A 20,360-nucleotide genomic window follows, 5' to 3' on the forward strand; every position below is an offset into this window, starting at 1 on the left:
CGCCATAATTCGTTCACCTACGCAGCGGATGGGAGATGCCCTGAACACCCTGCGTCCGCAACGACTACGCACAAAAGCCGCTTCGTCATTACTACCTCACTGGCTGGACGGCTATTCGGAATGCAATTCTTGCTCCTCTCGCGTGCTGCTAGCACACGTCGAATCAGCGAATTGCCCTGTCGCCTATCAGGGACTAAAAATGGTTCTGTCGCATAAATCCCCCTTCCCGACGTTATCTGCTATCATAATTATCAATTTCAATAAAAGGTGGATCACATGCTCAGCTTCAAAGGCACTCACTTTCCAAAAGATGTCATTCTTTATGCTGTTTTCTTTTATGTCAGGTATGGCGTTTCGTATCGCGACCTTGAAGAAATTATGGAAGAAAGAGGTGTTGAAGTGGATCATGCTACGCTCAATCGTTGGGTTATCCGTTATTCTCCTGCCATTGCTGTAAAAGCTAAATATCAGAAACGAGAAACCAATAAATCGTGGCGCATGGATGAAACGTATATCAAAGTGAAGGGTCAGTGGACCTATTTATACCGAGCTGTTGATAGTCACGGGGATACGCTTGATTTCATGCTTTCTGAGCACCGTGATGAAGAGGCTGCAACCGCATTTTTCAAACAAACGATTAACAATAATGGCTTTCCTGATAAGGTCGTTATGGATAAAAGTGGCGCTAACTATGCAGGATTAGCCAATATTAACCTCTTGTTAATCCTCGCTGGGTTTGCCACTATGATTGACATATTACAAGTTAAATATTTGAATAACATCATCGAACAGGATCATCGCTTTATCAAAAAAATAACAAAACCGATGATGGGCTTTAAAGCGTTTCACTCCGCCCAAGCAACAATTGATGGAATTGAAACGGTACATATCATCCGAAAGGGGCAATTGTCTGAGGAAAATATTCCTGCTTATAGGCAGTTTATGGCTTTAGCAGGATAGTTATGCCTGAAGACCAGCAGGCGCGCCATGCTACCTCACGAAATTCCGGGACTCCTGTCGCCGTAATTCGTTCACCTACGCAGCGAATAGGAGATGCTCCAGCCGCCCTGCGTCCGCCACAGACTGAGCACAAAGCAGCTCAGTCATGGCTACCACAAATGGCTCTACGGCTATTCGGGATAAAATTTTAGCCTCCCTCGCGCGCTATCGCGCACTTCGGATTGGCAAATTTCCCTGCGCCTTCTGGAGACTATCAGCCCGTCCGGGGCTGACAGCGGAGGTCTGTGCTTTTGATAATTATTGCGACAGAACCTAAAGAATGACATCTTTTGGAAAGTGAGTGCCTTTGAAGCTGAGCATGTGATCCACCTTTTATTGAAATTGATAATTATGATAGCAGATAACGTCGGGAAGGGGGATTTATGCGACAGAACCAAAAGCATTGCATTAGCGCAAGGGGGGATTATTATCCTATGTTCTGATGGCGTGACAGGTGCCCAGAACGATCAACGTGAGCAGTTTAGCAAGGATTCTATAGAGCGTATTATTCAGCATAACTCGCAGCAGTCGGCAGAGGTGATCATGCAAAGATTACAATCTGAGTTACAAGCATTTACTGCGGATAACTATCTAAATACCGAGCGGAGTATTATTGTGATAAAATGTAAGTAGGCTGATGATTTTTTATTGCGGAGCATTAAAAAAACGTAACCCAGCAAGTGCCGGATTACGTTCTTTTTATAGCGTTAAACTACAACACTATTTAGTAAAACGTAGTACCTGGTGTACCCGGAAGAACAGGCATTTCCTGTTTAGGGAATTCACCCGTTAAAGCATTTAGGAAGGCTACAATATCAGCAACTTCGTCAGTAGTTAGTTTTTTACCTAGCTGCACATTGGCCATGATTTTAACGGCCTTATCCAGTGTCTTAACCGAACCATTATGAAAATAGGGTGCTGTTAAAGCGATATTACGTAGCGTTGGCACTTTGAAAAAGTTCTCATCGCCACTTTTCTTAGTGACTTCATATAGACCTTTATCATCGCTAAGCTTGTATTGCTTTTCTAAATAAGCATTATCAATTAGTGGGAATTTCTGGAATGTGCCTGGGCCATTGAAAGCTGGGCCGCTATGACAGCCTACACAACCAAGCTCAACCACCTTGTTTAAGCCACGTACCTGCTGCTCGGTTAAGGCTTTTTTATCGCCTTTGGCATATTTATCATAAGGGCTGTTAGGGGTAATTAAAGTTCTTTCGTAAGCGGCAATCGCTTTAGTCGCACTGTCCTTAGAGATTGAGTTGGCACCGAACGCTTTGTCAAAATAAGCCTGGTAGCCGTCAATTGATTTTAAACGTGCAACCACATCATCCCAGCTTTTCATACCCATTTCTATCGGGTTAGTCACAGGACCTGCCGCTTGATCTTCAAGGCTAGCCGCACGACCATCCCAGAATTGCACTTTATTAAATGCAGAGTTCCAGACAGTAGCCGCACTACGCCCCCCCGTTTGCCCATTGACACCCATAGAGTTAGGGCGGTTATCTTCGCCACCTAACATGGTGTTGTGACATGAGGCACAAGAAACCGTGCCTGTAGAAGAAAGTCTAGGGTCATGATACAGGATGCGGCCTAGCTCAACTTTGGCAGCAGTGGTCGGGTTATTTGCGGGTGCAGGTGCCTTGGTAGGCAGAGCTTCATATGCAGACGCGGCTGAAACAGAACTAGCAAGTGCTATTGCGGTAACAATAGAACGAATTTTGGACATACCATCCTCCAGATTATTATTTTTTTAAGAAACTGAATATTACCACAGATGTCAGCTGATGACCTCAACCAGATAAGCATATATTGGTTCAGAGAAAATTATTTTTGTACTTACTGTACGTTGGAAAAACAAGATTAGTTCTTTTTATTTCATGTGAATTATGTAATGATTATTCTATTATTTTGTTTTTTATGATTATTAGGTGTTTTGTAATGGCAGCTGTGATGGAAGAAAGGTCGGTAAGAGGCTTACGTGAAACTGCTTTTCTGGGTTTTATCGTGATCGCGCTTTTTTATTTAATATCACTTATTTCATTTAGCCATGAAGATGCAGGCTGGTCTCACAGCGGTTCAGGTATGCAGATCAATAATGCTGGCGGAATGGTGGGTGCGTGGCTAGCAGATTTTACATTTAGTTTCTTCGGCGTAGTCGCCTTTAGTTTTCCATTTATTATAGGCTGGCAGGGGTATTTGTATTTTACCCATCAGACGATTGCGACGACTGGCCTAACAAAACTGTTGCGCTGGCTTGGTCTGGCCGCTGTGATTATTTCTACTAGTACTTTTTGTTATTTACATATCCTGCGTTGTCGAATTGAACTACCAAGAAATAGTGGCGGCATTATTGGTCAAGAAGTAGGCGAAGCGGCCGTGATTAGCTTTGGCAATTCTGGCGCGACTTTATTGCTGATTGCAGTGTTTTTCTCGGGCCTTACTTTGTACACGCATATTTCCTGGGTAAAAATGCTGGAAGTAGTGGGCAGAAAAACCCTCACTTTCTTTGCTTTTTTCTTTCGCAAAATAGCCCAGTTGCTGCAAAAAGCAGGTACAAGAGATGTGTACCCAAGTGGTCAGGCTGAAGAGTATACCAATTCTGCAACTGATGAATCTGCGGAAACCCATGTTGTAAAAGTGGAACCTGTGAAGCAGCCTTTTAGCAGCAAAAAAACGCCTGTTATTAACTTTGTTGAGCCCCCGGCAGAGATTATTCCTGAACAGCTGCTTAAGCAACCGGTGGTTAGTAAAAAAGTACAGCCTGATTTATTTAAGGATGTACAGCCGGGTACTTTGCCTGATACTGAATTACTCGATTTAAGAAGAGTCAAAGTGCAGAGCTATTCAGCTGATGAGCTGGAAGATATGTCGCGTCTGGTAGAGCAATCGTTGCAAGATTTTAATGTTATTGTCGAAGTGACTGCGGTATTACCGGGGCCAGTAATTACCCGCTTTGAAATGCAGCCGGCAGCTGGCGTAAAGGTCAGCCGGATTTCAGGGTTGGCAAAAGATCTGGCACGCGCCTTATCAGTTACTAGCGTTAGAATTGTGGAAGTGATTGCGGGTAAATCCGTGATTGGTCTGGAAATCCCTAATCAGCAGCGGGAGATGGTTTGTTTTAGAAAAGGTTTAGAGTCATCTAAATTTATTAAGGCAAAGTCGCCACTCAGCATATTTCTGGGTAAAGATATTGCCGGTGCTCCAGTGGTGGTGGATCTGGTTAAAATGCCGCATTTGTTAGTTGCAGGTACTACCGGATCGGGTAAGTCAGTCGCGATTAATACCATGATTATGAGTATGCTGTATAAGGCGACACCGGATGAAGTCAGAATGATTATGATCGACCCGAAAATGCTGGAGTTATCGGTGTATGAAGGAATACCTCATCTTCTAACACCAGTTGTCACGGATATGAAGGATGCGGCTAACGCACTACGCTGGGCAGTGGCGGAAATGGAGCGACGCTATAAATTGATGTCTAAAGTAGGTGTGAGAAATCTGGCGGGATTTAATAAGCTGGTGAGCGATGCGGAAAGCAATGGTGAGCCAATTAAAGACCCCATGTATAGCTATGACACTGAATTAGCAGAGGGTGAAAGCATACCAACCTTGAGTGCCTTGCCTAATATCGTTATCGTGGTGGATGAGTTGGCCGATATGATGATGATCGTCGGCAAAAAAGTAGAAGAATTAATTGCCCGGTTAGCTCAAAAAGCACGTGCTGCAGGAATCCATTTGATCCTGGCAACACAGCGTCCATCGGTTGATGTTTTAACTGGCCTGATTAAAGCGAATGTCCCTTCACGACTATCTTTTCAGGTTTCTTCCCGAATAGACTCACGTACGGTGTTAGACCAGAGCGGCGCAGAATTCCTGCTAGGTAATGGCGATATGTTATATATGCCGTCAGGCACCAATATCCCTATGCGCGCACATGGGGCTTTTGTGGATGACCATGAAGTACATCATGTGGTTGAATTTTTGAAGAAAACCGCACCCGCGAATTATCTGAATGAAATTACCAATGAGTATTCAGACAGTGGCGATGGTTCTTTTGTTTCCGGGCAAGAGGCAGTGGATGCTGAAAAGGATGACCTGTATGACCAAGCGGTAGGATTTGTTACTGAATCACGCAAAGCATCTATTTCCAGTGTACAGCGTCGCTTTAAAGTAGGTTATAACCGCGCAGCATCGATGATAGAGGCAATGGAAATAGCGGGGGTTGTTAGTCCAGCTGAAGGTAGTGGCTCACGCCAGGTACTTGCACCAGCACCGATTAGAGATTAAGCATGAATTATGCGTTAATCGGAACTATTATGCTAAATGTCGCCACGCTAGGCGGCTGGCTTATCGTAAGACTTTAACTCGATGTTCAAGTTTTTGATATTGAGAAGGTAAAATCAGGTATTCTGAGGTTGTTGTAATTTTATCGGTGTAAGCCCATGTTAATGAATGCCCCAGCCACTTTGCGACACGTATTCAAGCCGCTTGGTTGGGCGCTTGTTTAACGTGCATACTGCTAATGAACTCTGTTTGCTGGGCTAAGTTTGAGCGAGCAAGCCTTGGAGATTGCAAAGTAGCCGCATTATCCTGGGTGTTTCGTAAAGCAAGTATACCCTGGGACTGGTTGCTACGGGTGAGTGTGGTCTTAATTTTAAAACGTTATGGCATTACTGAAGGTGTGTTGGCCTTTGATGAATCAGACCGAGCACGATCTAAGTCTACAAAACGTATTTATAAGGTTTACAAGCAGAAACACAAAGGCTCCGGCGGGTATGTTAATGGACAAACGATAGTATTATTGCTGCTAGTTACCTCATCCATTACAGTGCCTGTCGGTTTTTTCTTTTATATGCCGGATCCAGCCTTAAAGCAGTGGGATAAAGAAGATAAACGGTTGAAAAAGAGCGGTATAGCAAAAAAAGATCGGCCTATTAAGCCTGAACGTGACAGTGCCTACCCGACCAAAACAGAGATTGCATTAGGCTTATTAAAAGACCTGAATTCAAGTCATAAGTACATAACCCAATAAATTTTTCATATCTATCCCAGTCAGCTCTTCAAATACCTCATAAGGTGTTTTGTAATTGAGACACTTTTTAGGGCGACTATTTAGCTTATCAACGGCTATAAAAACCTCTTTTATCGTAACATCAATCAACTCCATTACTTTAGGGAAATACTGTCTTAATAAGCCATCGGGGAGTCGCTATTTTTGCGAAAGCTTGTTTTGGGCATCCCAGCCCAAGCAAGCAGCAAAAACTTAACGCGACCACTTATGCCTCCGGCGGCCCCGATTCGTCCTCGTCACCTCGTCCCGACCCAACAAGGGGTCGGAACATAGGCTCCAAATGACTTGACGCCGTGTCGGATGGCCTTTCATTTTGTCTCCACCTTCGCTAACGCTCAGACTCCGACAAAATAACGGCCCTACGGCTATCGCGGACTAAAAATCATCACTTCGCTTAGGCTCCGTTTCCCTGATTTTCAGCGTTAGCATTCTCATTTTGCCCTCTTTCCCAAGAGCTGTAGGGAGTCGAAAAATACGTATCACAACCTAGTGCTTCTGCTATTTTTTCATGCAGGGTAAACTCTTTCCCGTTATAAAAAGTAATTGTTTTAACAAAGCTTTTTATAGGATCAAGCATTAAAATAGTTGCGTCTAATACATATTGAGCCTTTTTCCCCGCTAAAGGGAAGGCCAACCGTAATTTAGAGACTCGCTCATCCAACGTTACAATCGCCCCTTTGTGATTTTTCCCAATGATTGTATCTGCCTCCCAATCACCTATACGCTTACGGTTGTTGACCTCTTCAGGACGCTCATCTATATCGACTCTATTAGGGATTCCTGTCCTATTATGGGCTGACCCATACCGCTTGCGATAGGTTTTGTTCTGATGCCGAAGATGCTTGTATAGTTCACCCCCTGCCTTTTTGTCCGCCAGAATATGCTGGTAGATTGTTTCATGATGAAGACTAATTATACCTTCTTGTTTTAACCGCCCTGCAATCTGCTCAGGACTCCAGTCATCCTCAATGCGAACATTAACAATGCCTTTTATTTCATCCGTTAATTTAACCTCTTTAGGCTTGTTTTTGTGTCGTTCTTGGGCAAAATCTTCTGCTTGTTTATGCCTGTAGCCTCTTTGACCTGTATTGCGTTTAATCTCGCGTGAAATATTGCTTTGGCTTTGTTCTAAGGCTTCTGCTATTTTATTCTGTGAAGTTCCCTTTTTTAATTCAATTTCTATATAATATCTTTCTTCAGGACATAGGTGTGTATAGCTCATTTGTAGCCTCTGTAAATTGTTTGGTAGCTGTTTACTTTACACCTATGTCTTGTCTTAATTCAACAGGTGTTAGTCTAGCCAATACTTGCAGAGGGTACGGGGAGTCGCTATTTTTGCGAAAGCTTGTTTTGGGCATCCCAGCCCAAGCAAGCAGCAAAAACTTAACGCGACCACTTATGCCTCCGGCGGCCCCGATTCGTCCTCGTCACCTCGTCCCGACCCAACAAGGGGTCGGAACATAGGCTCCAAATGACTTGACGCCGTGTCGGATGGCCTTTTATTTTGTCTCCACCTTCGCTAACGCTCAGACTCCGACAAAATAACGGCCCTACGGCTATCGCGGACTAAAAATCATCACTTCGCTTAGGCTCCGTTTCCCTGATTTTCAGCGTATGCACTTATTATACGAATTCAGGTACTTTAATTCGATTAACAAAGGCATTGATCAGATAATACGTGTACGTGGCGGCAAAGAGATTAAAGTGACTGTCAGCAGTGCACGATTAAAGGTGAGTTCTCACAGTAAAAAGCGCTTTGTCATTGCCTTAAAATATGACGGTGAAAACGACTATCGCTATTTAGTGGCGACAGACCTGACTTGGCGCACACAAGATATTATTCAAGCCTATACGTTGAGATGGCTGATTGAGGTTTTCTTTGAGGACTGGAAGCTTTATGAAGGATGGGGGCGTGAGGCCAAACAATTAGATGAAGAGGGATCAAGCCGTGGCCTGATTCTGAGTCTTTTGTTTGACCATTGCCTTCTCCTTCACCCAGAGCAAATAGCCCGCATTGAAAGCAAACTACCTGCGTATACCGTAGGAAGCTTACAGCGCAAGTCTCAAATGGATGTACTGCTTGAGTTCATCACGTCATTGCTAGAGTTTCCAGATCCTGGTGATAAGCTGAAAGAGTTAGGTGAATTAATAAAGGATGTGTTTCAACTGATGCATCAGGAAAACATATGATTGGCAGAGATTTAGGGCGCTTAGCCCATCTTCGTCACTATTGATGATGTAGTTGTTATAAATCAATTGGTTGAAATTTTAAAAAGTAGCCAGTTGGCACTACAGATTTTGTGTTTTTGTATAAAACGTTGGATTTTTTAGAGTATTTTTGTCGCATGTAAATTACACTCAAATAATGATGATTTTTTTGACAAAAGTCAATGAATTTATCGACAAAAATAATATAAATGGCACTACAAAACTTTCAAAAAAAACACCATCGCTGAAAATCACATCAGTGTTCCCATTGAAAGAAGAAGTACCTAAACAAAGCAGCCTATAACCTACCTGAAGGTAGCACCACTCGAATATTTCCATCTTTTTGATTTTAATCACTTATAACAGAAAATAGACACTCTGTAGGCACCGTAAAAAAACAACAAATAATTTCAAATAAAGCTTGCAATTGCCGAAAAAATTTTTCTAAAAATTTCCGTTTTAATCACCTCATAAACGGATATCACCCATGCTTAAAGACCTACCACTCTCTGAACATATTCACCAACACTGCAATGAAAGTATGGAACGTTCCCTGTTAGCAGAGCGTCATCCTTTGTGGGCTCGTTCATGCCCAGAGTTGAAGGATATCGACTTTATTCGCCTTGGGTTATTACGCTGTATCAGTGTAGTCGATAGTGGTCGCCATTTCCTCCAAACCAATGAACAGATTTATGGCCAGCTGCTTCCCCACTCAACGTATTTTAAATCACTGAAGTCGCATAGACGAACAAGTATGCTTGAGGCATTTGAACAGCAGAGCTATCATCTTCACGCTGAAACACTGCTGTCGCAAGGCATTGATTATCTTAAAGCATTCCCGGAACTTGACGAATACACCATAGAAGCAGCGGATGGACATTTTATTGATCATGCCTGCCATACTGAAAAAAACAGCAAGGGGAAAGTTTATGCGGCTGGGGGGATTTACGCGTTGAATCTCAGAAGTGGGTTGCTCAGATTTCTTTGTCTGGTGACAAACGGAACTCAGAGGCATCAAGAAATACCTGTGTTACGAGATCATATTGAAAAGCAAAACAAGGGAAATAACAGCTCTCAGAAACATCTCTATGTCTACGATAAAGCCGTCACCGACTTTGTCTGGTGGGATCGGCAGAAACGACATGCTAATTACATGATTTCAATGCTAAAAGAAAATTCAATTGCGACTCTGGTTGAGTCTATCCCTTTTGACTCCCGCCATGAGATCAATACAGGGGTTGAAGCATACAGTGTGTACGAAAACAAGGGCATCAAATTTAACGTGGTGGATTACCGTGATCCAGAAACCGGAAAACTTCACCGGTTTGTGACAACCTTGCCAATGACTATTAACCCTGGAACCATTGCCATGCTGTATTTCAAGCGATGGACGATTGAAAAGACATTCAATAACACTAAAAGTAATTTCAAGGAAACTAAAGCTTGGTCTTCCAATACCCGCTCACTTGAAAATCAAATGCGCCTGACTGCAATGAGCTATAATTTAATGCGCGTGTTTGAAGAGAGTTCAAAAACACAACAGCCAGAATTGATTCATCCATCGGATAAAAAATATAGCGAGGCTCTGGAGATAAGGCAGCAACAGGCTCAAAAACGAGATCGTTTTGTGAATCCATTATTTTTCCAGGCAAGAATATCTCGTATCAGCTCGTATACCATTCGGGCAGTTCAAAACGCAATAATAACAGGAATGTCTTTACAGTGCTTTATGAGCTCTCTTGTGGCGAGGTTAGTCTCACGGCATCAATTGATAGGGGAACACTGATGGAAAATCATGGAAACGGAGCTTAGCGAAGTGGTGATTTTTAGTCCCTGATAGGCGACAGGGCAATTCGCTGATTCGACGTGTGCTAGCAGCACGCGAGAGGAGCAAGAATTGCATTCCGAATAGCCGTCCAGCCAGTGAGGTAGTAATGACGAAGCGGCTTTTGTGCGTAGTCGTTGCGGACGCAGGGCGTTCAGGGCATCTCCCATCCGCTGCGTAGGTGAACGAATTATGGCGACAGGAGTCCCGGAATTTCGTGAGGTAGCATGGCGCGCCTGATTCAGTTGATTTTCTTGGCGCTTGCCTATTATTGGCAGCGTTAGAGTTTTTCAAGTGTAGGCCGGGTTAGGTTTTTTTACGAAAAAACCTAACCCGGCAACCAGGCGCGCCATGCTACCTCACGAAATTCCGGGACTCCTGTCGCCGTAATTCGTTCACCTACGCAGCGAATAGGAGATGCTCCAGCCGCCCTGCGTCCGCCACAGACTGAGCACAAAGCAGCTCAGTCATGGCTACCACAAATGGCTCTACGGCTATTCGGGATAAAATTTTAGCCTCCCTCGCGCGCTATCGCGCACTTCGGATTGGCAAATTTCCCTGCGCCTTCTGGAGACTATCAGCCCGTCCGGGGCTGACAGCGACAGCAGTGTATTCATTTTAGAACGGCTTAACCACAGCCAAAATAACAATCGCCAGCAAAAACACCACCGGTACTTCATTAAACCAGCGGTAAAATACATGGCTGCGCTGATTGCGGTCGAACTTAAAATCTAATAAATAGCGATAGCAATAATAATGGTAAACAAGCAGGCAGGCCAATAAGGTCAGTTTTACATGTAACCAGCCCATAGACGCATACATCCCCCAGGCATAATCAACGAGCATCCAGAAACCAAAGGCAAAGGTGACTATCATGCCAGGAGTCATAATGCCATAGAATAATTTACGTTCCATTACCTTAAAGCGTTCATTGCTGATTTCATCATCACTCATGGCATGATAGACAAATAGTCTGGGTAGATAAAACAAGCCTGCAAACCAGGTAACCATAAAGATAAGATGAAACGCTTTTAGCCAGAGCATGATATTGTCCTAATAAGGTTCTTTTGAATTTTAAGTGGATAGGTACTGCACGCCGTAGTAACAGTGCTATTCGCACTGAATCACGACTTTCATATGTCAAAATTCTTTAACCCACCCGTCTTAATGGATGGTCGTAATTCAAAAAAATCACTTCCTAGCTAGTGGCTTTTAATTTTTGAATTACCGTCGCCAGCGCTGTTAAAAATACAGCACCTGAAATTACAGCTACAGAAACCAGCATATTACTAAGCCACTCTGGCTTGAAAAGTAATATTACCCCCAAACCCAGCATCATACTTCCTGAGAGTAGTTTTAATAAGCGCCCGTTTTGTTCAGACAATTTCCTTTGCCCCATTGTCAATGTGAATAACACGACAATCGCTGAAAATCATGGAAACGTAGCTTAGCGAAGTGGTGATTTTTAGTCCCTGATAGGCGACAGGGCAATTCGCTGATTCGACGTGTGCTAGCAGCACGCGAGAGGAGCAAGAATTGCATTCCGAATAGCCGTCCAGCCAGTGAGGTAGTAATGACGAACAGGCGCGCCATGCTACCTCACGAAATTCCGGGACTCCTGTCGCCGTAATTCGTTCACCTACGCAGCGAACAGGAGATGCTTCAGCCGCCCTGCGTCCGCCACAGACTGAGCACAAAGCAGCTCAGTCATGGCTACCACAAATGGCTCTACGGCTATTCGGGATAAAATTTTAGCCTCCCTCGCGCGCTATCGCGCACTTCGGATTGGCAAATTTCCCTGCGCCTTCTGGAGACTATCAGCCCGTCCGGGGCTGACAGCGGCGGCTTTTGTGCGTAGTCGTTGCGGACGCAGGGCGTTCAGGGCATCTCCCATCCGCTGCGTAGGTGAACGAATTATGGCGACAGGAGTCCCTGAATTTCGTGAGGTAGCATGGCGCGCCTGATTGTAGCCTACAGCCTTATTCAGGCTAGTATAGCGAGAGCTGCCAAGATGAGAATTCAAATTCCCAGAAAAATTAGCTTTATGACAACTGTACAAATTTTAATGAAGGCATATTGTCGTTGATAGTACTTTCGGGAAAGTTGTTGAAATATGCTATTGATGGATTATTGAGCGCCATTGCTTCAATACTGAAGTTTCCCAATTATTGAGTAGCTGAAATACACAATGCTGGTGTATCGAGGTTTATTTTAGGTGGTTTTGCCATGTTTATAGCAAACCCCTACTTAATTCCCCTTAGGCAATAGCATTTGAAACGAATGAAAAGACTGTTTTTTTCATATAGTTGTAGCATAGTTTCAATTTTACCATACGCTGTCAGCCCCGGACGGGCTGATAGTCTCCAGAAGGCGCAGGGAAATTTGCCAATCCGAAGTGCGCGATAGCGCGCGAGGGAGGCTAAAATTTTATCCCGAATAGCCGTAGAGCCATTTGTGGTAGCCATGACTGAGCTGCTTTGTGCTCAGTCTGTGGCGGACGCAGGGCGGCTGGAGCATCTCCTATTCGCTGCGTAGGTGAACGAATTACGGCGACAGGAGTCCCGGAATTTCGTGAGGTAGCATGGCGCGCCTGAATAATTATTGGGAAACTTCAGCTTCAATACTTACGGTCAACAAAAAAATAAACCACAACCTCGTGCTATAAAACGCCGCCCCAAAGCTTACCCGTTGCTCACAGAGCCAAGAGAGATAGCTTTCTAAGCTATTAATAAAATAAATAGTTTTTCTTAAGTAAGCAGTATTAAACTCTGGCTCCTTGTTCCCTGGTGTATTGTTAATCAGCCTGGTTTTGATTCTTTTGCGGGAATTGTTGTAGTATATAGCGTAAATTCTACTATTATGAACTGATGAAATTAGAGGAAAACAACACGCAGCTGAAGGTTCGGTTTATTGAAATTACCGATGCAAATGAAGGGCAACGTTTAGACAATTTTTTGATAAAATTGCTGAAAGGTGTGCCTAAAAGTCGTATTTATCGCATTATTCGCAAAGGTGAAGTGCGTATAAATAAGGGCCGTTGTGATGCAAAACGCAAGCTACAACTGGGCGATATGGTTAGGGTTCCGCCGATACGCGTATCGGCGGAAAAACAATTAATATCGGCTCCCGCCTACCTTGTTTCTAGCCTAAAACGCGATATTTTATTTGAAGATGATGCCATTTTAGTGATTAATAAGCCTTCTGGCTTTGCCGTACATGGAGGAACAGGCATCAGCTCCGGCGTTATCGAGGCATTACGTGAGTTGCGCCCTGAGAGTCACTTTCTGGAATTAGTCCACCGCCTGGATAGAGATACTTCCGGCTGTTTGATTATTGCCAAAAAACGCAGTGCCTTACGTTCTCTACATGAATATTTTCGCGGTAGTGGTGTTAGAAAAAACTATTTAGCCTTATTACAAGGTCGCTGGGAAAGACAAAAATTAGTGGTAGACCAGCCCTTATTAAAAAATGTCAGTCATGGTGGCGAGCGGATGGTAAAAATAAGCTCGGCAGGCAAGGCATCGCAAACCCTTTTCAGACGACTGAGTTTATTTCATGATGCAACCTTGGTGGAAGCTTCGCCATATACTGGCCGCACGCATCAGATTCGGGTGCACGCAGCCTGGTTAGGTCATGCGATTATTGGAGATGAGCGTTATGGTGCAAAAGAGGTTAATAAAAACTTCAGGCAACGCGGTTATAAACGCTTGTTTTTACACGCGCATAAATTACAATTTGCCCACCCTGTAACAGGCGAATCTCTGCAAATTATTGCCCCCTTGCCCGGTGAATTGCAGGCATTACTGGATAAGGAAGTATAAGCAAAACTTTTACATACTTGATAAATTCAATAAGCCCCATATTAATAGATATAGGTTAAAAAATAAGGAGACCGTGCGTGAGTGAAAATCAATGGGATACCCAGGAATTATCAAAAAAAGATCAGCATGATGGCTGGGAGCGTGAAGCTATAGAAAAACTTGCTTTTGCAGCGGTGACCGAGCAACGCCGTGCTAGGCGCTGGGGTATTTTCTTTAAAAGCCTGATGTTTGTTTACCTGGCAGTGATCCTTGGGGTCAGTATGTACCCTACGCTCAAGCAAAACATGGAGGATGCCGATGGTGAAGGGCATACTGCTGTCATTAATATTGTAGGTATGATTGCAGAAGGTAAAGACGCAAATGCGGAGGCAATTATTAAATCCTTGCGCAATGCAGTTAATAATGAAGATACCAAAGGCATTATTTTGCATGTCAATAGTCCTGGCGGTAGTCCGGTTCAGGCATCTTATATATACAATGAAATTCGCAAAATTAAAGCCGCACACCCTGATCTGCCAATTCATGCAGTTGCCTCGGATATTTGTGCATCTGGTTGTTATTATATAGCCTCGGCGGCAGATAATATTTATGTTAACCCAGCCACATTAGTTGGATCTATTGGTGTGATTATGGAGGGGTTTGGATTTGTTGATTCCATGAAAAAGCTGGGGGTAGAGCGTCGCGTAGTAACCTCAGGAACACACAAGGCTTTAATGGATCCTTTTTCACCTCAAAAACCGGGGGAAAAAGAGTATATGAAGAAGATTCTGGCTCAGGTTCATCAGCAATTTATTACAGCAGTCACAGAAGGGCGTGGCGAGCGCTTACAAGTAGATGCAGATACCTTTTCGGGTCTAGTATGGAGCGGGGAGCAGGGTAAAGAATTTGGCCTGGTTGATGGTTTTGGTACGGATGACAGTGTGGCAACTGATATCATTGGCGCAAAAAAACGTGTGAATTTTACTATACAGGAGCGCTTAATTGATCGAGTGTTTGGCAAGATAGGTGCTGCATTTGCACAATCACTCAGTAGTGTAGCCCAGAATATAATGCTACGATAGCGACCTTTCAGTCATTGCTAAGCATACTTCATGCAATTTTCAGCCAATAAAAAACGGCTATTACAGATATTAGCCGATGGTCAGTTTCATTCAGGAACTGACCTTGCTGCAAAGCTAGATCTCAGTCGCTCTGCTATCTGGAAGCAAATTAATGATCTGCAAGAGCAGGGTATCGCAATAGCAGCGCTGAATGGCAAAGGTTACCGCCTGCCTATACCACTAGAATTGCTGGATAAGTCACAGATTTTTGGTTTATTGAATGCTGAGACCCGGCAAAGTCTTACAGAGCTTGTGGTTCACGATCAAATAGACTCTACTAATCACTATCTGGTTAATTTACGTAACGCTAATCCCGATACCTCGGCGGTTGTTTGCCTGGCAGAACAGCAAACAGCGGGCAAAGGGCGCCGCGGCAGGCAATGGGTTTCCCCTTTTGGGAGTAATGTGTATGCTTCTATTATCTGGCGCTTTGACGAAGGCCCGACAAATTTATCAGGGTTGAGTCTGGCCATTGGTGTTGCTGTAATTAATGCCCTTAAAATTCACGGCATTCATGATGCTGGCCTAAAATGGCCCAACGATATCTATTGGCAGCAAAGAAAACTGGGTGGCATTTTGGTCGAAGTTTCAGGTGAGGCTGATGGCCCCTGTCATGCTGTGATTGGTCTAGGCTTAAATCTATTTCTGGCGGCCCAACACAGTGCAAAAATCGATCAGGACTGGGTCGATATCAATGAAATACTGGGCGAGTCACATCAGCTTTCACGCAATGAGTTACTTGCTACTCTAATTGAGCAATTGGTAGCAGTCACTCGTCAATACCGATCCGAAGCGTTTGCATTGTACCGGGATCAATGGCGGCAATTTGATTGTATGCAGGGGCAGCAGGTAAGTTTATATATGGGCAATACACAAATTGATGGCACTGTGCTGGGCATCAACGATGCAGGTTTATTAATATTACAAACAGAATCTGTAACAACGCAGAGCTTCGCCTCTGGAGAAGTCAGTTTTCGCCGCATATGATACTGGTTGATATTGGTAACACGCGTATAAAATGGGCGCGACACCATGCTGGTATACTCGAAAAAATGCATGCTATTGTGTATATCGAGCAAGATATTACGCCTTTATTACTCTCAGCCTGGCAACATTTACCTAGACCTGATTGCATTTACTTTGCCTGCGTTGGGCCGCAGGGTATTAAGCAACTGCTGATTCAGCTTGCAGAGCAAATATGGCCGGGAGTCAAACTGCATGAAACTTATACTCAGAAAATTGCACATGGCGTTGAAAACGCTTACCCTAAATATACAAAACTGGGTGTAGACCGCTGGCTTGCCATGCTTGCAGCCTATCATTACCATACTGCGCCGGTGTGCATTGTCTCTTGTGGTTCAGCGCTAACGCTGGATATTGTCGATGAACAGGGGCAGCATTTAGGTGGTATGATTATGCCAGGTCTAAGTTTGATGCGCCTGGTTCTGTCTAAAGGCACAGCTAATCTAAATAACTGCTCAGAACACTATATGCCCGGTCTGGCTAATGACACCGAAGCTGCTATTTATAACGGTTGCCTGAGTGCCATCAGAGGGTTTATAGAACATGGGCTGGCGCAATATCATCAGCCTGCCTCCGTGATTCTTACAGGTGGCGATGCAGATTTTTTGGCTAATAACTTAAATCTACCGGCAGTCATTGAAGCACAGTTAGTTTTGCAAGGACTGGCTTTAGTCGCTCAAGAGTCGTGATATTGTGAAATTTGTATTTTTCCTGACCCTGTTAGTCAATATTGTATTTTTCCTATGGGAATATCGTAAAGGCGCGCCTGCTGTGTATTTACCCCCCCCGCATTTAAGTATTCAACAAGTGATGCGCAGCAAATTCTGTTATTGACCGAAGCCCGCGTACTGACGCAACAAGCAATAGGCCAGGCTGCTACTGACAAGAAGCGCATTGAACAGCAAGTTAAACCTGTGATTACAGAAGCTTTTGTTGAAAAGTCTGAGTTAGCTGAATCCATCAAGCATGAGCAAGCAGTTGATGAAAGTCATGTGCAAATTGCACATAACCTTGTAGGGCAGGTTAACCAGCTGCAGCCTGCAATAGCGCCCCAGCCATCGATACCGCAAGAGCCAGATATAAAGACTGAAACGCAACTAGTCGTTAGCGATGTAGTTCAGGAAAATCTTGAAAATAATATGGCGTTAAAAACAGCAATGAATACAATAAGCTGAAGTTCCCCAATAATTATTTATGGTAAAATTGAAACTATGCTACAACTATATGAAAAAAATAGTCTTTTCATTCGTTTCAAATGCTATTGCCTAAGGGGAATTAAGTAGGGGTTTGCTATAAACATCATCAGTGTTCCCCTATCAATTGAGGCCGTGAAACTAACCTCGCCACAAGAGAGCTCATAAAGCACTGTAAAGACATTCCTGTTATTATTGCGTTTTGAACTGCCCGAATGGTATACGAGCTGATACGAGATATTCTTGCCTGGAAAAATAATGGATTCACAAAACGATCTCGTTTTTGGGCCTGTTGCTGCCTAATCTCCAGAGCCTCGCTATATTTTTTATCCGATGGATGAATCAATTCTGGCTGTTGTGTTTTTGAAATCTCTTCAAACACGCGCATTAAATTATAGCTCATTGCAGTCAGGCGCATTTGATTTTCAAGTGAGCGGGTATTGGAAGATCAAGCTTTAGTTTCCTTCGCTGCCAGCCATGGAGAGCGAAAGCGAGGGCTGGTAGTCCCCAGAAGGCGTAGGGCCGTTGTTTTGTCGGAATCGTAGCGCTCAGGCGCGCCATGCTACCTCACGAAATTCCGGGACTCCTGTCGCCGTAATTCGTTCACCTACGCAGCGAATAGGAGATGCTCCAGCCGCCCTGCGTCCGCCACAGACTGAGCACAAAGCAGCTCAGTCATGGCTACCACAAATGGCTCTACGGCTATTCGGGATAAAATTTTAGCCTCCCTCGCGCGCTATCGCGCACTTCGGATTGGCAAATTTCCCTGCGCCTTCTGGAGACTATCAGCCCGTCCGGGGCTGACAGCGAGCGTAGGTGTAGACAAAATAAAAGGCATTCCGAAACGCCGTCCAGTCATTTGAGGGAGTGTTACGAAGCCAGCACCGAGTTTACGATGGTAATGGCGAAGTGGCACGTACGCAGGACGTCTGGGGCGCCGAAGGCATTAGTGGTCGCGTTAAGTTTTTGCCGCTTGCTTGGGCTGGGATGCCCAAAACAAGCTTTCGCAAAAATAGCGACTCCCCACGAAATTACTTTTAGTGTTATTGAATGTCTTTTCAATCGTCCATCGCTTGAAATACAGCATGGCAATGGTTCCAGGGTTAATAGTCATTGGCAAGGTTGTCACAAACCGGTGAAGTTTTCCGGTTTCTGGATCACGGTAATCCACCACGTTAAATTTGATGCCCTTGTTTTCGTACACACTGTATGCTTCAACCCCTGTATTGATCTCATGGCGGGAGTCAAAAGGGATAGACTCAACCAGAGTCGCAATTGAATTTTCTTTTAGCATTGAAATCATGTAATTAGCATGTCGTTTCTGCCGATCCCACCAGACAAAGTCGGTGACGGCTTTATCGTAGACATAGAGATGTTTCTGAGAGCTGTTATTTCCCTTGTTTTGCTTTTCAATATGATCTCGTAACACAGGTATTTCTTGATGCCTCTGAGTTCCGTTTGTCACCAGACAAAGAAATCTGAGCAACCCACTTCTGAGATTCAACGCGTAAATCCCCCCGGCCGCATAAACTTTCCCCTTGCTGTTTTTTTCAGTATGGCAGGCATGATCAATAAAATGTCCATCCGCTGCTTCTATGGTGTATTCGTCAAGTTCCGGGAATGCTTTAAGATAATCAATGCCTTGCGATAGCAGTGTTTCAGCGTGAAGATGATAGCTCTGCTGTTCAAATGCCTCAAGCATACTTGTTCGTCTATGCGACTTCAGTGATTTAAAATACGTTGAGTGGGGAAGCAGCTGGCCATCGCTGTCAGCCCCGGACGGGCTGATAGTCTCCAGAAGGCGCAGGGAAATTTGCCAATCCGAAGTGCGCGATAGCGCGCGAGGGAGGCTAAAATTTTATCCCGAATAGCCGTAGAGCCATTTGTGGTAGCCATGACTGAGCTGCTTTGTGCTCAGTCTGTGGCGGACGCAGGGCGGCTGGAGCATCTCCTATTCGCTGCGTAGGTGAACGAATTACGGCGACAGGAGTCCCGGAATTTCGTGAGGTAGCATGGCGCGCCTGAAATCTGTTCATTGGTTTGGAGGAAATGGCGACCACTATCGACTACACTGATACAGCGTAATAACCCAAGGCGAATAAAGTCGATATCCTTCAACTCTGGGCATGAACGAGCCCACAAAGGATGACGCTCTGCTAACAGGGCACGTTCCATACTTTCATTGCAGTGTTGGTGAATATGTTCAGAGAGTGGTAGGTCTTTAAGCATGGGTGATATCCGTTTATGAGGTGATTAAAACGGAAATTCTTAGAAAAATTCTTCGGCAAATGCAAGCTTTATTTGAAATTATTTGTTGTTTTTTTACGGTGCCTACAGAGTGTCTATTTGCTGTGATAAGTGATTAAAATCAAAAAGATGGAAATATTCGAGTGGTGCTACATTCAGGTAGGTTATAGGCTGCTTTGTTTAGGTACTTCTTCTTTCAATGGGAACACTGATGATAAACATGGTAAAACCACCTAAAATAAACCTCGATACACCAGCATTGTGTATTTCAGCTACTCAATAATTGGGAAACTTCAGTACAATAAGTTCATCCAATACACTGGTTGCCTGCTATCACTTAAACCCGGACGTAGCTGAAAAAGACTTTATTATGCAAACTGCCAACGGGCAAAATTATAACTTGACGTTTATTGAGCAGAAGGTACCTTACGCTTAAAATCGGGGAAACGGAGCCTAAGCGGAGTGATGATTTTTAGTCCCTGGTAGGCGGGCAGGGCAATTCGCTGATCCCAGGCGCGCCATGCTACCTCACGAAATTCCGGGACTCCTGTCGCCGTAATTCGTTCACCTACGCAGCGAATAGGAGATGCTCCAGCCGCCCTGCGTCCGCCACAGACTGAGCACAAAGCAGCTCAGTCATGGCTACCACAAATGGCTCTACGGCTATTCGGGATAAAATTTTAGCCTCCCTCGCGCGCTATCGCGCACTTCGGATTGGCAAATTTCCCTGCGCCTTCTGGAGACTATCAGCCCGTCCGGGGCTGACAGCGGAAGTGCGCTAGTAGCGCGCGATGGAGGCAAGAATTGCATTCCGAATAGCCGTCCAGCCATTTGAGGTAGTCTTAACGGAGCAGGGTTTTGTGCGTAGTT

General features: G+C 44.4%; 32 protein-coding genes and 1 pseudogene. 19 read left to right on the forward strand and 14 right to left on the reverse strand.

What is annotated here, in order from left to right:
* The first annotated feature begins 276 nt into the window (after positions 1–276).
* Positions 277–960, forward strand: a complete 684-nt coding sequence (locus K6984_RS02820) for an IS6 family transposase (protein WP_221894068.1) — start codon at positions 277–279, stop codon at positions 958–960.
* On the opposite strand, the gene K6984_RS02825 is transcribed toward K6984_RS02820, so the two are convergent.
* Positions 941–1,093 (reverse strand): hypothetical protein, encoded by a 153-nt coding sequence (locus K6984_RS02825; RefSeq protein ID WP_221894069.1) that lies wholly within the window; start codon positions 1,091–1,093, stop codon positions 941–943. The genes K6984_RS02820 and K6984_RS02825 overlap by 20 nt on opposite strands.
* A gap of 12 nt (positions 1,094–1,105) precedes the next feature.
* Here K6984_RS02825 and K6984_RS02830 point away from each other — a divergent pair, with 12 nt between their 5' ends.
* Positions 1,106–1,276, forward strand: a complete 171-nt coding sequence (locus tag K6984_RS02830) for a hypothetical protein (protein ID WP_221894070.1) — start codon at positions 1,106–1,108, stop codon at positions 1,274–1,276.
* 20 nt (positions 1,277–1,296) lie between these two features.
* Positions 1,297–1,632 (forward strand): SpoIIE family protein phosphatase, encoded by a 336-nt coding sequence (locus tag K6984_RS02835; RefSeq protein ID WP_221894071.1) that lies wholly within the window; start codon positions 1,297–1,299, stop codon positions 1,630–1,632.
* 91 nt (positions 1,633–1,723) lie between these two features.
* Here K6984_RS02835 and K6984_RS02840 read toward each other — a convergent pair whose 3' ends face one another.
* Positions 1,724–2,728, reverse strand: coding sequence for a cytochrome-c peroxidase (locus K6984_RS02840; protein WP_221894072.1), 1,005 nt, complete (start codon positions 2,726–2,728; stop codon positions 1,724–1,726).
* A 212-nt stretch (positions 2,729–2,940) separates the two neighbouring features.
* On the opposite strand from K6984_RS02840, the gene K6984_RS02845 reads away from it, so the two are divergent.
* From K6984_RS02845 to K6984_RS32325, 3 genes are all read left to right on the forward strand, one after another.
* Complete coding sequence (locus K6984_RS02845) at positions 2,941–5,289, forward strand: DNA translocase FtsK (protein ID WP_275967703.1); 2,349 nt, start codon at positions 2,941–2,943, stop codon at positions 5,287–5,289.
* A 205-nt stretch (positions 5,290–5,494) separates the two neighbouring features.
* Positions 5,495–6,034 (forward strand): transposase, encoded by a 540-nt coding sequence (locus K6984_RS02850; RefSeq protein WP_221894073.1) that lies wholly within the window; start codon positions 5,495–5,497, stop codon positions 6,032–6,034.
* 183 nt (positions 6,035–6,217) lie between these two features.
* Complete coding sequence (locus K6984_RS32325; protein WP_263458596.1) at positions 6,218–6,346, forward strand: hypothetical protein; 129 nt, start codon at positions 6,218–6,220, stop codon at positions 6,344–6,346.
* Between the two features lie 148 nt (positions 6,347–6,494).
* Here the strand turns inward: K6984_RS32325 and K6984_RS02855 are convergent.
* Positions 6,495–7,295 (reverse strand): annotated as a pseudogene (locus K6984_RS02855) (IS30 family transposase); the annotation flags it as partial.
* 113 nt (positions 7,296–7,408) lie between these two features.
* Here K6984_RS02855 and K6984_RS32330 point away from each other — a divergent pair.
* From K6984_RS32330 to K6984_RS02865, 4 genes are all read left to right on the forward strand, one after another.
* Complete coding sequence (locus K6984_RS32330; RefSeq protein WP_263458596.1) at positions 7,409–7,537, forward strand: hypothetical protein; 129 nt, start codon at positions 7,409–7,411, stop codon at positions 7,535–7,537.
* A gap of 150 nt (positions 7,538–7,687) precedes the next feature.
* Positions 7,688–8,263, forward strand: a complete 576-nt coding sequence (locus K6984_RS02860) for a hypothetical protein (RefSeq protein ID WP_230987830.1) — start codon at positions 7,688–7,690, stop codon at positions 8,261–8,263.
* A 187-nt stretch (positions 8,264–8,450) separates the two neighbouring features.
* Entirely contained in the window at positions 8,451–8,585 is a 135-nt protein-coding gene (locus K6984_RS32335; RefSeq protein WP_263458631.1) for a hypothetical protein, read from the forward strand.
* Between the two features lie 183 nt (positions 8,586–8,768).
* A complete protein-coding gene (locus K6984_RS02865; RefSeq protein WP_221893851.1) occupies positions 8,769–10,067 on the forward strand; it encodes a transposase in 1,299 nt (432 codons plus the stop codon).
* Here the strand turns inward: K6984_RS02865 and K6984_RS02870 are convergent.
* The gene (locus K6984_RS02870; RefSeq protein ID WP_221894075.1) at positions 10,046–10,276 is read right to left on the reverse strand and encodes a hypothetical protein; all 231 of its coding nucleotides are present in this window, start codon (positions 10,274–10,276) and stop codon (positions 10,046–10,048) included. The two genes, K6984_RS02865 and K6984_RS02870, sit on opposite strands and share 22 nt — an antisense overlap.
* Positions 10,277–10,434: 158 nt before the next feature.
* On the reverse strand, positions 10,435–10,563 hold the full coding sequence (locus K6984_RS32340; RefSeq protein ID WP_263458632.1) for a hypothetical protein: 129 nt from the start codon (positions 10,561–10,563) through the stop codon (positions 10,435–10,437).
* A gap of 12 nt (positions 10,564–10,575) precedes the next feature.
* Between K6984_RS32340 and K6984_RS02875 the strand changes: the two genes are divergently transcribed.
* Positions 10,576–10,728 carry a hypothetical protein gene (locus tag K6984_RS02875; protein WP_221894076.1) on the forward strand — a complete coding sequence of 51 codons (153 nt, stop codon included), beginning with the start codon at positions 10,576–10,578 and terminating at the stop codon, positions 10,726–10,728.
* On the opposite strand, the gene hemJ is transcribed toward K6984_RS02875, so the two are convergent.
* The 3 genes from hemJ to K6984_RS02890 form a co-directional block, all read right to left on the reverse strand.
* Positions 10,725–11,150 (reverse strand): protoporphyrinogen oxidase HemJ, encoded by a 426-nt coding sequence (gene hemJ, locus K6984_RS02880; RefSeq protein ID WP_221894077.1) that lies wholly within the window; start codon positions 11,148–11,150, stop codon positions 10,725–10,727. The genes K6984_RS02875 and hemJ overlap by 4 nt on opposite strands.
* Before the next feature lie 154 nt (positions 11,151–11,304).
* Entirely contained in the window at positions 11,305–11,490 is a 186-nt protein-coding gene (locus K6984_RS02885; protein WP_221894078.1) for a hypothetical protein, read from the reverse strand.
* Positions 11,483–11,803 (reverse strand): hypothetical protein, encoded by a 321-nt coding sequence (locus tag K6984_RS02890; RefSeq protein ID WP_221894079.1) that lies wholly within the window; start codon positions 11,801–11,803, stop codon positions 11,483–11,485. The genes K6984_RS02885 and K6984_RS02890 overlap by 8 nt, the downstream gene beginning before the upstream one ends.
* 12 nt (positions 11,804–11,815) lie before the next feature.
* On the opposite strand from K6984_RS02890, the gene K6984_RS02895 reads away from it, so the two are divergent.
* Positions 11,816–12,070 (forward strand): hypothetical protein, encoded by a 255-nt coding sequence (locus K6984_RS02895; RefSeq protein WP_221894080.1) that lies wholly within the window; start codon positions 11,816–11,818, stop codon positions 12,068–12,070.
* A 279-nt stretch (positions 12,071–12,349) separates the two neighbouring features.
* Here the strand turns inward: K6984_RS02895 and K6984_RS02900 are convergent, their stop codons facing one another.
* Positions 12,350–12,571 (reverse strand): hypothetical protein, encoded by a 222-nt coding sequence (locus K6984_RS02900; protein ID WP_221894081.1) that lies wholly within the window; start codon positions 12,569–12,571, stop codon positions 12,350–12,352.
* Between the two features lie 402 nt (positions 12,572–12,973).
* On the opposite strand from K6984_RS02900, the gene rluC reads away from it, so the two are divergent.
* From rluC to K6984_RS02925, 5 genes are all read left to right on the forward strand, one after another.
* Positions 12,974–13,927, forward strand: coding sequence for a 23S rRNA pseudouridine(955/2504/2580) synthase RluC (rluC, locus tag K6984_RS02905; RefSeq protein ID WP_221894082.1), 954 nt, complete (start codon positions 12,974–12,976; stop codon positions 13,925–13,927).
* 77 nt (positions 13,928–14,004) lie between these two features.
* On the forward strand, positions 14,005–14,988 hold the full coding sequence (sppA, locus tag K6984_RS02910; RefSeq protein ID WP_221894083.1) for a signal peptide peptidase SppA: 984 nt from the start codon (positions 14,005–14,007) through the stop codon (positions 14,986–14,988).
* A gap of 30 nt (positions 14,989–15,018) precedes the next feature.
* On the forward strand, positions 15,019–16,014 hold the full coding sequence (gene birA / locus K6984_RS02915; protein WP_221894084.1) for a bifunctional biotin--[acetyl-CoA-carboxylase] ligase/biotin operon repressor BirA: 996 nt from the start codon (positions 15,019–15,021) through the stop codon (positions 16,012–16,014).
* Positions 16,011–16,739, forward strand: coding sequence for a type III pantothenate kinase (locus tag K6984_RS02920; protein ID WP_221894085.1), 729 nt, complete (start codon positions 16,011–16,013; stop codon positions 16,737–16,739). The genes birA and K6984_RS02920 overlap by 4 nt, the downstream gene beginning before the upstream one ends.
* Positions 16,740–16,880: 141 nt before the next feature.
* Positions 16,881–17,225, forward strand: a complete 345-nt coding sequence (locus K6984_RS02925; RefSeq protein ID WP_221894086.1) for a hypothetical protein — start codon at positions 16,881–16,883, stop codon at positions 17,223–17,225.
* 127 nt (positions 17,226–17,352) lie between these two features.
* Here K6984_RS02925 and K6984_RS02930 read toward each other — a convergent pair whose 3' ends face one another.
* Positions 17,353–17,661: a hypothetical protein gene (locus K6984_RS02930; protein WP_221894087.1), complete on the reverse strand. Its 309-nt coding sequence runs from the start codon at positions 17,659–17,661 to the stop codon at positions 17,353–17,355.
* 259 nt (positions 17,662–17,920) lie between these two features.
* Here K6984_RS02930 and K6984_RS02935 point away from each other — a divergent pair, with 259 nt between their 5' ends.
* Positions 17,921–18,106 (forward strand): hypothetical protein, encoded by a 186-nt coding sequence (locus K6984_RS02935; RefSeq protein ID WP_221894088.1) that lies wholly within the window; start codon positions 17,921–17,923, stop codon positions 18,104–18,106.
* 95 nt (positions 18,107–18,201) lie between these two features.
* On the opposite strand, the gene K6984_RS02940 is transcribed toward K6984_RS02935, so the two are convergent.
* The 4 genes from K6984_RS02940 to K6984_RS02955 form a co-directional block, all read right to left on the reverse strand.
* Positions 18,202–18,945, reverse strand: a complete 744-nt coding sequence (locus tag K6984_RS02940; RefSeq protein WP_221894089.1) for a transposase — start codon at positions 18,943–18,945, stop codon at positions 18,202–18,204.
* A gap of 20 nt (positions 18,946–18,965) precedes the next feature.
* Positions 18,966–19,139, reverse strand: coding sequence for a hypothetical protein (locus K6984_RS02945; protein WP_221894090.1), 174 nt, complete (start codon positions 19,137–19,139; stop codon positions 18,966–18,968).
* 18 nt (positions 19,140–19,157) lie between these two features.
* Positions 19,158–19,472: a hypothetical protein gene (locus tag K6984_RS02950; RefSeq protein WP_221894091.1), complete on the reverse strand. Its 315-nt coding sequence runs from the start codon at positions 19,470–19,472 to the stop codon at positions 19,158–19,160.
* A gap of 425 nt (positions 19,473–19,897) precedes the next feature.
* The gene (locus tag K6984_RS02955) at positions 19,898–20,116 is read right to left on the reverse strand and encodes a hypothetical protein (RefSeq protein WP_221894092.1); all 219 of its coding nucleotides are present in this window, start codon (positions 20,114–20,116) and stop codon (positions 19,898–19,900) included.
* A gap of 12 nt (positions 20,117–20,128) precedes the next feature.
* Between K6984_RS02955 and K6984_RS02960 the strand changes: the two genes are divergently transcribed.
* A complete protein-coding gene (locus tag K6984_RS02960; protein ID WP_221894093.1) occupies positions 20,129–20,272 on the forward strand; it encodes a hypothetical protein in 144 nt (47 codons plus the stop codon).
* The last annotated feature ends 88 nt before the right edge of the window (positions 20,273–20,360 follow it).

This window comes from Bathymodiolus japonicus methanotrophic gill symbiont, assembly GCF_019721995.1.
Taxonomy (GTDB): domain Bacteria; phylum Pseudomonadota; class Gammaproteobacteria; order Methylococcales; family Methylomonadaceae; genus Methyloprofundus.